The sequence below is a fragment of the Caldicoprobacter sp. genome, from assembly GCF_047459465.1.
GTDB lineage: Bacteria > Bacillota > Clostridia > Caldicoprobacterales > Caldicoprobacteraceae > Caldicoprobacter.
On the sequence record NZ_VSCO01000008.1, the window covers coordinates 13,884 to 27,382 of the forward strand.

At 48.5% G+C, this 13,499-nt stretch carries 13 protein-coding genes; 2 read left to right on the plus strand and 11 right to left on the minus strand.

The genetic code is table 11. The features are described from left to right. Positions 1-101 precede the first annotated feature (101 nt). The 11 genes from purC to nth form a co-directional block, all read right to left on the minus strand. Positions 102-818 (minus strand): phosphoribosylaminoimidazolesuccinocarboxamide synthase, encoded by a 717-nt coding sequence (purC, locus tag FWJ59_RS01305; protein WP_414480179.1) that lies wholly within the window; start codon positions 816-818, stop codon positions 102-104. Further along, complete coding sequence (gene purE / locus FWJ59_RS01310; protein WP_414480180.1) at positions 805-1,311, minus strand: 5-(carboxyamino)imidazole ribonucleotide mutase; 507 nt, start codon at positions 1,309-1,311, stop codon at positions 805-807. Before purE ends, purC begins: the two co-directional genes overlap by 14 nt. Before the next feature lie 315 nt (positions 1,312-1,626). Continuing rightward, positions 1,627-2,064: a nickel insertion protein gene (gene larC, locus FWJ59_RS01315; protein ID WP_414480181.1), complete on the minus strand. Its 438-nt coding sequence runs from the start codon at positions 2,062-2,064 to the stop codon at positions 1,627-1,629. A gap of 17 nt (positions 2,065-2,081) precedes the next feature. After that, a complete protein-coding gene (locus FWJ59_RS01320) occupies positions 2,082-2,993 on the minus strand; it encodes a LarC family nickel insertion protein (RefSeq protein ID WP_414480182.1) in 912 nt (303 codons plus the stop codon). 73 nt (positions 2,994-3,066) lie between these two features. Next, positions 3,067-3,828, minus strand: a complete 762-nt coding sequence (gene larB, locus FWJ59_RS01325) for a nickel pincer cofactor biosynthesis protein LarB (protein ID WP_414480183.1) — start codon at positions 3,826-3,828, stop codon at positions 3,067-3,069. A gap of 73 nt (positions 3,829-3,901) precedes the next feature. Beyond that, a complete protein-coding gene (guaB, locus tag FWJ59_RS01330; protein WP_414480184.1) occupies positions 3,902-5,368 on the minus strand; it encodes an IMP dehydrogenase in 1,467 nt (488 codons plus the stop codon). A 205-nt stretch (positions 5,369-5,573) separates the two neighbouring features. Further along, positions 5,574-6,434, minus strand: a complete 861-nt coding sequence (locus tag FWJ59_RS01335) for a DNA-3-methyladenine glycosylase family protein (RefSeq protein WP_414480185.1) — start codon at positions 6,432-6,434, stop codon at positions 5,574-5,576. 100 nt (positions 6,435-6,534) lie between these two features. After that, positions 6,535-7,920 (minus strand): NADPH-dependent glutamate synthase, encoded by a 1,386-nt coding sequence (gene gltA, locus FWJ59_RS01340; RefSeq protein WP_414480186.1) that lies wholly within the window; start codon positions 7,918-7,920, stop codon positions 6,535-6,537. Positions 7,921-7,923: 3 nt separating this feature from the next. Continuing rightward, positions 7,924-8,754 carry a sulfide/dihydroorotate dehydrogenase-like FAD/NAD-binding protein gene (locus FWJ59_RS01345; RefSeq protein ID WP_414480187.1) on the minus strand — a complete coding sequence of 277 codons (831 nt, stop codon included), beginning with the start codon at positions 8,752-8,754 and terminating at the stop codon, positions 7,924-7,926. 33 nt (positions 8,755-8,787) lie between these two features. Beyond that, a complete protein-coding gene (locus FWJ59_RS01350; protein ID WP_414480188.1) occupies positions 8,788-9,600 on the minus strand; it encodes an Asp23/Gls24 family envelope stress response protein in 813 nt (270 codons plus the stop codon). 57 nt (positions 9,601-9,657) lie between these two features. Further along, positions 9,658-10,296: an endonuclease III gene (nth, locus tag FWJ59_RS01355; RefSeq protein ID WP_414480189.1), complete on the minus strand. Its 639-nt coding sequence runs from the start codon at positions 10,294-10,296 to the stop codon at positions 9,658-9,660. A gap of 275 nt (positions 10,297-10,571) precedes the next feature. Between nth and FWJ59_RS01360 the strand changes: the two genes are divergently transcribed. Together FWJ59_RS01360 and FWJ59_RS01365 are read left to right on the plus strand one after the other, a co-directional pair. Then, positions 10,572-12,431: a hypothetical protein gene (locus FWJ59_RS01360; protein WP_414480190.1), complete on the plus strand. Its 1,860-nt coding sequence runs from the start codon at positions 10,572-10,574 to the stop codon at positions 12,429-12,431. A 40-nt stretch (positions 12,432-12,471) separates the two neighbouring features. After that, positions 12,472-13,499, plus strand: a 1,028-nt coding sequence (locus FWJ59_RS01365; RefSeq protein WP_414480194.1) for an aminotransferase class V-fold PLP-dependent enzyme, incomplete at its 3' end; no start/stop codon positions are given.

Here is a 13,499-nt window from a genome sequence, read left to right on the forward strand (position 1 = left end):
ACCAATCCTTCTACCCAATCCGATTGACGTATACCATCACAATTAATCCGTTTAGCCACAACGTGGTTACATTTAACAGAAAATATTATGCCAACACCATATCATTCTGCAGACCTGTCCATGAGCCTATGGAGTATCTCCTGATATGCCTCTTCAACATCGCCCAGATCCCTTCTGAATCTATCCTTATCGAGCTTCTCGCCTGTACGGGTATCCCAGAAACGGCAAGTATCGGGCGATATCTCATCGGCTAGTATGACTTGGCCATTAAACCGCCCAAACTCAAGCTTAAAATCGATGAGCTCTATATTGAGATCCCTAAGATAATTCAACAGGATTTGATTCACCTTAAACGACATGTCAGCAATCCTGCTCATCTCTTCCTCGGTAGCTAGCTCCATGGCATATATGTGATGCTCGTTGACCATTGGATCGCCCAGCTCGTCGTTTTTATAGCAGTATTCAAGGACAACACTTTTAAGCCTCGTACCCTCAGGAAGGCCCAACCGCTTTGACAGGCTACCTGCAGCCCTATTCCGCACGATGACCTCAACGGGAATTATCTCGACCCTTTTGACAAGGGTTTCCCTATCGCTCAGCTCCTGTACGTAATGAGTGGGAATGCCGTGTCGCTCGAGAAGTTGAAACAGGTGGTTGGAAATCTTATTGTTGACCACACCTTTGCCCACGATAGTTCCCCTTTTCAATCCGTTAAAGGCCGTGGCATCATCCTTGTATTCTAAAATGACATAGCCGGGATCATCGGTAGCATACACTTTTTTAGCCTTGCCTTCATAAAGCAGCTCAAGCTTTTTCACTGCACACCAACTCCTCTTGAAGCTTTTGATCCTGATCAAGCACTTGCTGAGCCATGCGCTGTCTATATTCTTCAAGCTTATCTGCCAGGTAACCATAACGCAAAGCCAGCATCTGCACTGCCAGAAGTGCCGCATTCTCGCTTCCGTTGATAGACACCGTTGCCACCGGCACACCCGAAGGCATCTGCACTATGGACAATAGCGAATCCAATCCATCCAAAGTGGAAGATTTAACGGGCAGACCTATAACCGGCAAGGTAGTATAGGCCGCCAGGACCCCCGGCAAATGGGCTGCCTTGCCCGCTGCAGCTATCAACACTTCTATGCCGTTTCTTGCCGCATCCTGAGCATACCGGACAACTTCTACAGGCGTACGGTGAGCCGAAAGTACCCGCATCTCCACCTCCACTCCAAAGCCTTCCAGCACTTTTTTAGCACCCTTTACCACTTCCAAATCGGATATGCTTCCCATAACTATACCAACCTTAGGCATCCCTATTCCTCCCCTTGCCTAATCGAGGCAGCTTAAAGCCATTTCCACCTTGGCCAATTGCCCTTTCTTTCATCCATACATCCGAACATTCAATGTCAACAAAAAATTACTATTATTCAATATAAATCAGCATACGAGTTTTATTTTAAGCATCAGGCAATACAGTGCGCGAAATTTAAAATATGTACATTTTCGCGATATCCAACAATATCATTCGGATCCTTTAGGTAATATATTACCAGCAATCGGCTCTAATGTCAATAAAAAAATCGAACGTTTTTAAAAGATAAATATTAAACGTTCGATTTTTAGCCTTCAGCGCTTTATATCCAGTTTTGAAAATTCCCGCATGGCCTCATCGTATACCTCTCTTAAAGGAACGCCATAGATGGAAGACGCAACCCTGCAATCTTCATACTCGGGAGATGCCTTAAATATCCCTTCCCCGTAGGCAACCTTGATGCGGATATCGCCATAACGGGTACTCACCTTTATCCACTGCCTTTGCAGCGCCTTTCGAAGGGCGCTGTAGCTTCGCACTCCCAGTGTGGTAGTCTCCTTAAGCAGTATATCTTCTAACTTGTCCTGATCCTGCGGATGGCATAGCACGCTCACCTTAACGCCAGGGCGATTCTTCTTCATATAAATGGGTGTGTACCACACATCAAGGGCATTTTGCTTAAACAGTCGCTCCATCAAAAAGCCTAAAACCTCTCCATTCATATCGTCGATATTCGTTTCGATAACCCTCACCTCCTCTCCGGGAGATTCTATTTTTTTAACGCTTCCCCCCAGCACACTCTCAGACAGTTGGGCACCTCATGATCTCTCTTTCCCAAGCCGTATCCGATTTTCTCTACAACCATGGATGGAAATTCCACAAATTCCTGACATAGAGTTGAAAGTATGGCAGCGCCAGTGGGGGTAACCAGTTCTCCTCTAGCATTTTGGGAATAGATAGGAATGCCCTTCAGCAGTTCCAGCGTAGCAGGCGCAGGTACAGGAAATATGCCGTGCTGACACTTTACAAATCCCCCGCCCACATTCACTGGAGAAGCCATTATGACATCCGGCTTTAGCATGTCTATGCAAATGGCAGTCCCAACTATGTCAACGATGGAATCCACTGCTCCCACTTCGTGAAAGTGGACCTGCTCATACGGGATTCCGTGGATCTTGCCTTCAGCCATGGCCAGCTTCTCGAATATTTTCAAAGCCATATCCTTAACGCTTTGAGACAGCTCGCTGTTTTCAATCAGCTCTTTTATCTGGCGAAAGTCCCTTTCAACCCCTACCACATCATGGGAATGGACATGGGCATGACTATCGGCATGGGTATGCTCTCCATAGTGGTGGTGATCATCATGATGGTGCCCATCATCGCTTTTTTCTTGTAAAAACTTTCCTGCAGCTCCTTTTTTGCAATGCGCGTCGTCATTAACATGCAGATAGGAATGTACACCATGGCTTTCCTCATGGGAATGAAGGATTCTAACTGTCACATCCAATCCGGTAATTCCCTTTTTGATGCCCTTCTTTATTTCAATCTCATACTCCTTATTAAGCCCCAATTTGTCAAGCTCTCTCAAAAAAGACTGTTGATCTAACCCTAAATCAAGCAGCGCTCCCAATGTCATATCGCCGCTTATCCCGGAAAAACAATCAAAGTAAAGTATCTTCACGAATCTTCCTCCTTTCATGTGCAATCCTGCAATACAAAAACACCGAGGAATCCCCTCGGTATGACGAAATTTGCTATGATTGCTGCGCCAGGCGGTTTATCAAGCTTGCTATATACCCCGCTCCAAAGCCGTTGTCTATATTGACCACCGCCACGCCGCTGGCACAGCTATTGAGCATTGTAAGCAGCGCCGACAAGCCGCCAAAGTTTGCTCCGTATCCCACGCTGGTAGGAACGGCTATGACGGGTTTGTCCACCAACCCTCCCACCACGCTGGCCAGGGCCCCCTCCATGCCGGCTACCGTTATCACCACATTGGCCTGACTAAGGACCTTAACATAGGCCAGCAGCCTGTGAAGCCCTGCCACGCCAACGTCATACACCCTTTCCACCCTATTGCCCAAAACCTCTGCGGTGATGGCCGCCTCTTCGGCAACCGGTAGATCAGAGGTACCTGCGCTCACAACGGCTATCTTGCCCTTTACAAGTGGCACCTCACACCTTTTTACCACAACGATTCTAGCTATTTCATGATACTCGGCATCAGGGGTCACTTCTTTAATGGCCTCATATATTTCATGGCTCACCCGGGTAGCAAGTATATTTCTGTCACCCCTGGACATCATTCGTTCCACAATGGCTTTAACGTGTTCAGGCCTTTTACCCTGACAGTATATCACCTCAGGATATCCGTTTCGCAGCTGGCGGTGGTGGTCCACCTTGGCAAAGCCCAGGTCTTCAAACGGAAGATACCTTAGGGAATCAAGAGCCTCTTCCACCGTGCAACGCCCTTCTTTTACGTCTTCCAGTATGGCCTTAAGGCGCTCAACGTCCATAATTTCCTTCCCCTTTCAAGGCAGTAGCATCAAAAAACTGCTCTGTCAACTGCACAGCAAAGCCCTACGATCCTCACACGCTGGTGCTATAGTTAGGCGCTTCCTTGGTGATATAGATATTGTGGGGGTGGCTCTCCCTGAGCCCCGCATTGGTAATCCTGATAAACTTGGCATTTTTCCTCAGCTCTTCAATGTTACGGGCACCGCAGTAGCCCATGCCAGCCCTCAAACCGCCCATGAGCTGATACACCGTATCGGCCAGCGGCCCTTTAAAGGGCACGCGCCCTTCAACGCCCTCGGGCACCAGCTTTTTAGCGTCTTCCTGGAAGTACCGATCGCTGCTGCCGGCAGCCATAGCGCCAAGGGAACCCATGCCTCGGTACACCTTAAAGCGCCTGCCCTGATAGAGTTCCGTCTCGCCGGGGCTCTCCTCGGTACCAGCCAACAGGTTGCCCACCATCACCACGCTGGCTCCCGCAGCTATGGCCTTAACGATGTCGCCCGAATATTTAATTCCTCCATCGGCTATTATGGGTATACCGTATTTATCAGCTTCCTCAGCGCACTCCATTATGGCCGTGATCTGCGGAACCCCTACCCCCGCCACGACGCGGGTAGTACAGATGGAACCCGGCCCTATACCTACTTTAACGCAGTCGGCGCCGGCCTCTATCAGCTCCCTGGTCGCTTCAGCCGTTGCCACGTTGCCAGCAATGACCTGTAGGTCAGGAAACTTCTTCTTTATCTGCTTCACCATGTTGATGACTCCCACAGAATGGCCATGGGCGGTATCCACCGTTATGACGTCCACCTTGGCAGCTACCAAAGCCTCTACCCGCTCCATGGTATCCCGAGCAATGCCAACCGCAGCGCCCACCAGAAGGCGCCCATTTTTATCCTTGGCCGCATTGGGATATTTGATGGCCTTTTCTATGTCCTTGATGGTTATCAAGCCCTTGAGCATGCCGTTTTCATCTACTATGGGTAGCTTTTCTATTTTGTATTTCCTAAGTATCTCCTTGGCTTGCTCAAGGGTTGTCCCCTCAGGAGCTGTAATCAAGTTTTCGGATGTCATCACTTCTCGTATCTTCTTGGAAAAATCGGTCTCAAATCGTATATCCCTATTGGTGATTATGCCTACTAACTTGCCGTTTTCAGTGATGGGAACGCCTGAAATGTGGTATTTCTCCATTAGAGCCATAGCATCAGAAAGCGAATGGTCGGGCGAAAGGTAGAAAGGATCCACTATCACGCCGTGCTCGGAACGCTTCACCTTATCCACTTGCTCGGCCTGCTCCTCTATGGACATGTTCTTGTGGATGATCCCTATTCCGCCCTCCCTGGCTATGGCAATGGCCATCCTGGCCTCGGTAACGGTATCCATAGCAGCGCTGGCAAGGGGAATATTAAGGGTGATGGTCTTAGTGAGCCTGGTCCTTAAATCCACATCCTTGGGAAGAACCTCCGACCGCTGGGGAACCAGCAGTACGTCGTCAAAAGTCAAACCTTCACCGATAATTTTACTGCTAATGGCTAACACTCCCTTCGCTTTATCATATTAAATATATTATAGCCCATAATGTAATTAAAAGATAGTCTATCAAAATTATAATTACCCTGTCAACCCTATTTCCCTCAAACTCATGGCTAAATCAAATATAGTCCCATAGATCATCCCCTTTAACCCGGCTTATAAGCCTATGCCCGTAAAAGCAGCGAATATAATACAGCAAATATCGCTCGGGTCACCTTATGCATTCACGGGCATAATAGAATAGATATTGCTGCGCAAAGCCAGCCAAATGACCAAACTTTTGCCAGGCAAATTCCTTCACTTGTCTGTTGGTATCACCGCTTTCTGGATAAAAATACTGCATCACCCTTTTGATCCATACATCTACCGGGAAAGCCTCGGTCTTGCCCATAGAAAACAGCAGGACGCAGTCAGCTACCTTAGGGCCAACCCCAGGACAGGCCATAAGCGCTTTATAAGCTTCTTGATAAGGCAATTTGGCCACTTGATCCAGCCGTATTTCACCGCTATCTACCATCTCGGCCGTTTTCTTTATGTAATCGGCCCTGTAACCGCACCCGCAGGCCATAAGCTGTTCGATTGAAGCGCCAGCAAGGTCAGCAGGACTGGGAAAGGTATAAAAATCCCTGTCTCCCCACTCTATCCTCTTACCAAACTCAAAGGCCAGGTTCTCGATAATCTTCTTAATCCTGGGTATGTTGTTATTAGCCGATATTATGAAGGAAATTAGCGCTTCCCATGGATCCTGATTTAAAATGCGTATTCCCCAACCATATTCCATTGCCCTTTCAAGCAATGGATCGCACGACAAAGCATCCTTCACTTGGCCGTAATCTCTTTCCATGTCAAAATAGTGTTTCCAAAATGAGCCATAATCTTCAATAGAAGCATTTTCCAGCAGCACATTTCCCCCATCGTATGACACCCTAATGACCCTATTACCTGCAATTCCCACATAGCCAATCCCATCCCAGTTCCACCTGAAAGCCTGCCCACATTCAAAAATATGAACCGGCGAAAAGTGTTTCACATTTTTTAAGACTATCCCGTAGCTGGTCTCTTTAATCTCCAAAGCCCATCCACCTTCAACGATATATTTTTGAACCCAAAAATAATTTACACTTTATCGCCCCTTTTTTTCAAGATGGCGATAAAGTGTAAACCCCTATTTATCATTCTTTGGATAACCTCTCATGTATTGCCTTTGCAGCCTTTTTGCCGGCTCCCATGGCCAGTATAACCGTGGCAGCACCCGTTACGGCATCTCCACCGGCATATACCCTGTCCTTGCTGGTGGCACCCGTCTCCTCATCCACTATTATGCCGCCCCACTTTTGCACCGCCAAGCCCGGCGTGGTAGAAGCTATAAGGGGATTGGGGCTGGTCCCTATGGCTATTATAACTATATCTACGTCCATTATGAATTCAGAACCCTCTACGGGTATGGGTCTTCTGCGCCCCGATTCATCGGGCTCACCCAATTCCATCCTTATGCACTTCAAACCCTTCACCCATCCATCTTGGCCCAGTATCTCCACCGGGTTGGTGAGCACATCGAATATGACTCCCTCTTCCTTGGCATGATGTATCTCCTCCAATCTGGCGGGCATCTCGGCCTCCGAACGCCTATACACTATGTGGACCTCCTCGGCGCCCAGCCTCAAAGCGCTTCTAGCGGCGTCCATGGCTACGTTTCCGCCGCCCACCACCGCTATCTTCTTGCCCCGTTTTATGGGAGTATGGCTATTGGGAAAGTCATAGGCCTTCATGAGGTTTATGCGGGTCAAAAATTCGTTTGCCGAGTACACGCCGTTCAGATTTTCACCAGGGATGCCCATGAACTTAGGCAAGCCGGCGCCGCTCCCTATAAATACCGCCTTATAGCCCTCTTCCAACAGCTCATCTATGGTGATGGACTTCCCTACTACCACGTTGGTCAAAATCTTTACGCCCAATTTCTTAAGCCCCTCTATCTCCTTTTTAACCAGAGCTTTGGGAAGCCTAAACTCGGGGATACCGTATATCAAAACGCCGCCCGGCTCGTGGAAGGCCTCAAATATGGTGACGTCATACCCCAGCTTGGCCAGGTCGGCAGCAGCCGTCAAGCCAGCAGGCCCTGCACCCACTATGGCCACCTTTTTACCGTTGGGCTTTATATCCACCTCATCATCTACGCCCTTTTCCATGCAGTAATCGGCTACAAACCTCTCGAGCCTGCCTATGGCAACAGGCTCTCCACGCTTGCCCAGCACGCACCTCTGTTCGCACTGGGTCTCCTGGGGGCAAACCCTTCCGCATATGGCGGGCAGGTTATTGGTTTGGCGTATGATCCTAAATGCCTCCTCGATGTTGCCTTCCACCACAGCAGCTATAAACTGCGGGATCCTCACATTTACAGGGCAACCCTCAACGCACATGGGCTTTTTGCACTGCAGGCACCTCTTGGCCTCCTCTACAGCTTCTTCCAATGTATAACCCAGAGCAACCTCATTGAAATTCCTGCGCCTTACCTGGGGGTCCTGTTCCCGCATGGGTACCCTTTTTAAATTCATCGCCATGATTTATTGTTCCTCCTTCTCCATCAATTTGCAGATGTGTTGCTCTTCTTCCCGGTACATACGCTGCCTCCTCATAGCCTCGTCGAAATCCACCAGGTGTCCATCAAAATCCGGACCATCCACACAGGCATAGCGAACCTCACCGCCTACGGTAACGCGGCATCCTCCGCACATGCCGGTACCATCCACCATTATGGGATTCATGCTGACAACGGTATGCACGCCGTACTGTTTGGTGATCTCGGATACCACCTTCATCATGATGAGGGGACCAATGGCTATTACCTCGTCATATTGGTTTCCCTGGTCCAGCAGTTCTTTGAGGACATCCGAAACAAACCCCTTGCGCCCGTATGAGCCGTCATCGGTGGTTATATACAGGTTATCGCATATACCCCTTATTTCCTCCTCAAGAATGAGGTACTCCTTGCTCCTGGCGCCTATTATCACGTCAACGGAAGTACCCTTCTCCCACAGATACTTTATCTGCGGATATAAAGGCGCCACACCAACGCCGCCGCCTATGCACAGCACGCGCTTTAAGCCATCCAGCTCCGATGCTCTTCCCAGCGGCCCCACAAAATCCAGGATGCTATCGCCTTCATTGAGCTGAGCTAAAAGGCGTGTGGTCAAACCGACTTCCTGAAAGATAATGGTAACCCAACCTTGCTGCCTATCGTAATCGGCTATGGTCAAGGGAATCCTCTCCCCTTCCTCTTTCACGCGCAGGATTATAAACTGTCCTGGCATAGCCCTCCGTGCCACAAAGGGCGCCTCCACCTTCATCAGCCATATGGCCGGAGCTAGCTTCTCTTTCCTCAAAATCTTGTACATCTTTCCTTCCTCCTTTATTTGTTTTACTTCGCCTCAAACTACCAGACTCCGCGCCGTGACGTTTACGGCAATTACGTTTATGCCCGTCAATATGTCCACATCCTTTGCCACTGCCGATTGCACTTCTTCCAGCACCACGTGTATCTTATAGCCATATTTCACCGCCACATCGATGTATATTATCAACCCATCATCTCTGCTGGTAAGGCTGGTATTCAAAACCCTCACTACCCCTTCCACCCTCTGAGCGTTGTAGGCCGCAATAGCCTCGATGGCGGTATCGGCAATATAGAACCTGCCCATATAGCTGTAAGTGGGACGCACTACCGTCTTTTCCACAGCTTCCAACCTCTTGTCCTTGCCAGCAATCCTGAATATCTTAAGGGGATCTATGAAATACCCGGAGAAGTCCTTGCGTATCTCAAAGGTGGGCACCGGAATGACGTGCTTGCCTTGTTCATGGCGATATTTTCGTGCCAACCTGATCTCCTGACTGGTTGAAACGTCCTCAATCCTTATGACCTCGTGAACAGGCGGCAATTCCAAGTGTTTGATTATCTTGTCTATCATCTTCATGGAAGTACCGAGGATCAAAATGGAATCAGGCATAACGAGGTTGATGGCCTCTTTTACCTGCTTTGCATGCTCTTCATCCATAAAAAGGGCTCTCCTGACGGCTGCTATCCTTGTGGGCTCCTTTTTGGCCGAAACGCCGGCAACAATCTTGTTGCGCTTTATAAACAGGCCATCGTCGATTATATACTCGATCCCCTTTTCACTGGCCAATGTTAGGGCCTTATAGCTCTTGCCCGTGCCACTTGGGCCTATCAAGGCATAAACCTTCACAGTCTGCCTCCCCTTTTTTTAATCTCCGTCAACGAAGACCAATTGCTGCGCAAAAAATCATTTATCTCCAACGTTGTAATACTCGCAGTACTGGGCCAGAAAGCACTCATGGCATTTGGGCTTCCTGGCGGTGCACACCCTTCTCCCGTGCCGTATAAGCCAGTGATGGGCACTGGACCACTTATCCTTGGGGATGTTTTCCATAAGCTGCATCTCGGTATCCCTCACGTTTGTAGCGTGGGCCAGCCCTAATCTATTGGCTACGCGAAATACATGGGTATCAACAGCAATGGCATCAATCCCAAAGGCATTGCTGGCTACAACGTTTGCAGTTTTCCTACCCACCCCCGGAAGGGTCTGGAGCTCTTTCACATCCCGGGGAACTTGTCCACCGTATTTATCCAGAATAATCTGGCTGGCCTTGATTATATTTCTGCTCTTTGTCTTATAAAAACCGCAGCTGAAAATTTCCTTCTCCAGCTCTTCGGGGGACAGGCGTGCAAAATCCTCGGGACCCGGGTACTTTTCAAAAAGCGTAGACGTAACCTTATTTACCTGCCTATCCGTGCTCTGAGCCGAAAGCATAGTAGCCACCAGAAGCTGAAACGGAGTTTTATATTTGAGCTCTGTAGTGGCTCCTCTATAATGCTTTTCCAATTCATCCAATATTCTTTGATATCTTTCCCTGTCAGTCAACAGAGCCCTTTTCCCCTTTCTCCAACAGAATATCTTTGCATATTATACAATAAATATTGCAATTTACTCAACAGGATATATATGAAAACAACCCATCGTCGTATCAAGCCTTTACAAGCCATACGGACAGCATACCATTAACTGATCGGCCTCCGCCAAATCCCTGCAATAAAATTTTCATGTGGTGCATATAAATTTACTGAATTTACATGTCCTATGAACTTCAATGATATCAAAGATTAAAGATTATGGCACGCATCGAGGGAGGTGGCAAGGTGAAACTATATCACCGCAATGACCATATAGTGCGGTTTAAAAACGGAGATTTGTGGCATTTCTTCCCTCTAAAAGGAAAGGGTATATACCTGCGCTGCATGAAAAAAGGCGGAGGGTGGAGGGATGCCATTGAGCTTGTAGCAAATACTCATGACCACTTTTCGGTATCCATTGACTGCCATGACCACCTGCACCTGATATATCAAGATTACAATGGCGAACTTATATATATGGAATACAACGGAAATAGATGGAACAAGCAGACGCTTCATCGATACGACGCCTCAGCGTACGTAGTGCAATTCCCTACCGTCATCGCTTTTGATCAGCAGGTCCACGCCATTTTCGCTATGCGTACAATCCCACCTACCGGGGTCTGGATCCTATATCACTGCTACAACAAAGGTAACGGATGGATTATAGGAGAGATAACCAGGTACACAGACGGAAAACAGACCAGCCCCTTTTATCTTGACCATGATCGAGGGAATATTCACATGGTTTACCGCAACCTGTACCATAACCAATATCGGTTATTTTACTGCCGTTTTGACGGTGCCCGCAATCGATGGAGCATACCTGAAAACTTAAGCCGCAACCTGGCCGATTGCAACATGCCCAGCATCCTGGTCAAAAACGATAAGCTTCACCTTGCATGGACATCAATAAAAAATTCCAACCTGCAGGTTATGTACCGCAGTTGGTCCCTTAATTCATACTTCAAAGCCGGGTTGGAAAAAGTGAAGCTTCTGTCCAGTCAGGAATCAAACTGTTCGGACCCACAGCTACTTTGGGTGGATGATCTGCTGTGGTGCATTTGGTACCAAAACGGCGATATATACTGCTGCTCATCGCCCGATGAGGGGATAACCTGGACCCAGGCAAAACCACTGGGGTGGTCTCATGTAGACTGCTGCCACTGCATAAAATATTCCAGCAATTATCCCCAAGACCGGTTACACCTTAAAATGCATCGCATATTGGCAAACCTGGAAAACGGCCTAAAAATCCCCATACCAGGAAAACCCAGTGGCCTTTTCCACGACATACACGCTGTAAACATGGAAAATCTGCCTGGGAAATCAACCGTGGATCAACCCTGCAGCGAACACTCCTACCCGTCACAGCAGGTAGATGCGCATTCTTCATCTACAAAGCAAAACAGCACCGCTTCCCTCTCAGCGGCATCCCAAAACTCCTCCCATACCCCACCAGAAGAAACCTTGTGGAAAAATCCCGCTTCTGCGCCGCCAACCACCCATCGGGAGATGGACCATTTAAAACCGGACAACAGCCAGGCTGCTCCCCAAAGCAGCTTTGATGAGGCAAATCCCTCTATTCATGATGCAGCTCTGAATGTGGCACATTACGTAGCAGACAAAAAGTACAGTACACCTCTACCACATGCACAGCGGCCAGAAACCCAATTGAAAGGCACCTCCATGGAACCGGGCAATACAAGGCCAGAGCACCACCGCACTTATGAAAATGCTGAACAGACGACTACGGACCAGGCCTTATCAGACAGCACGGCAAATCACGTGCTGGCCTTAATACAGAAGATGAACAGGGCAAATGAGCTAAGAACGGTGGTTCAGGGGCTCCTCGGCAAAAACCAATCGGAGCAGGACAGCGTCCATTACCTTTGCCAGCTTGATATCATGTTGAATTCCTGTATTAAGAAAGCCGAAGAAATCCAGGCTGAAAACCAGGCCATCATGAGGGAGATCGACGCGCTGCGAAGGCGCTCCATAGAAAATCAGCGGCAATGGGAGATCTTTCTGGAACAATTTGAAGCAATAAAAGAGCTGCTTGAAAAAAAACTAAAAACGGGATTTTTAAGAAAAATCATAGGCTAAGGTCGTAATTATTTTGAAGGGGGACTTAATAGTGATATACATGGACAATGCAGCCACTTCTTGGCCAAAACCCGAATCGGTCTATAGGGCGGTTGTGGATTGCATGAAAAATTACGGGGCTAATCCTGGCCGTTCAGGGCATAAGATGGCCATACAAGCGGGAAAAATACTGCTCCGTACCCGTGAACTTCTGTGCCAACTCTTTTCCATAGATGACCCCTTCCAAATGATATTTACCCTCAATGCCACCGAAAGCCTGAACCTGGCCATCAAAGGTTGCACAAAGCCGGGCGACCACATCATCACCACCACGATGGAACACAATTCGGTGGTTCGCCCGCTCAAGGAGCTGGAAAAGTATGATATAAAAACCACCTATGTCAGGGCCGACAGTCAGGGGCGCATCGACCCTGATGACATAAAAAAGGCCATTCGACGCAATACACGCCTCATCGTTACCACCCACGCTTCTAATGTGACGGGCACCCTGATGCCCATAGATGAAATAGGTAAAATCGCAAGGGAACACGGCATACTGTATTTGGTAGATGCTGCACAAACCGCCGGCATAATACCTATCAACCTCTCAAAGCTGCCCGTAGATATGATGGCCATGCCGGGGCACAAAGGATTGCTTGGCCCTCAAGGAACCGGCGTGCTCTATATCGCTCCCCATGTAACCTTAAAGCCGTTAAAGGAAGGGGGTACTGGAAGTCAGTCTGAAAACCTGTATCAACCCGAATTTGCCCCTGACAGGTACGAATCGGGAACGCAAAATACTCCCGGAATTGCCGGCCTTGGGGCAGGAATCAGCTACATACTACAGCGGGGCCAAAATGAACTGCTGGCCCACACCAACAGGCTGGAAAAATTCTTTTTGGAAGCTGTATCCCTAATCCCCGGCGTAAAGCTCTACGGCCCTACAAACATGGATGAACGAATTAGTGCCATCTCCATAAATATAAAGGATTTCGACTCGACCTACATCGCGAGCTTATTGGATGAAAGGTATGACATCGCCACCCGAGGCTCTCTTCACTGCGCTCCCCTGGCCCATCAAACCATAGG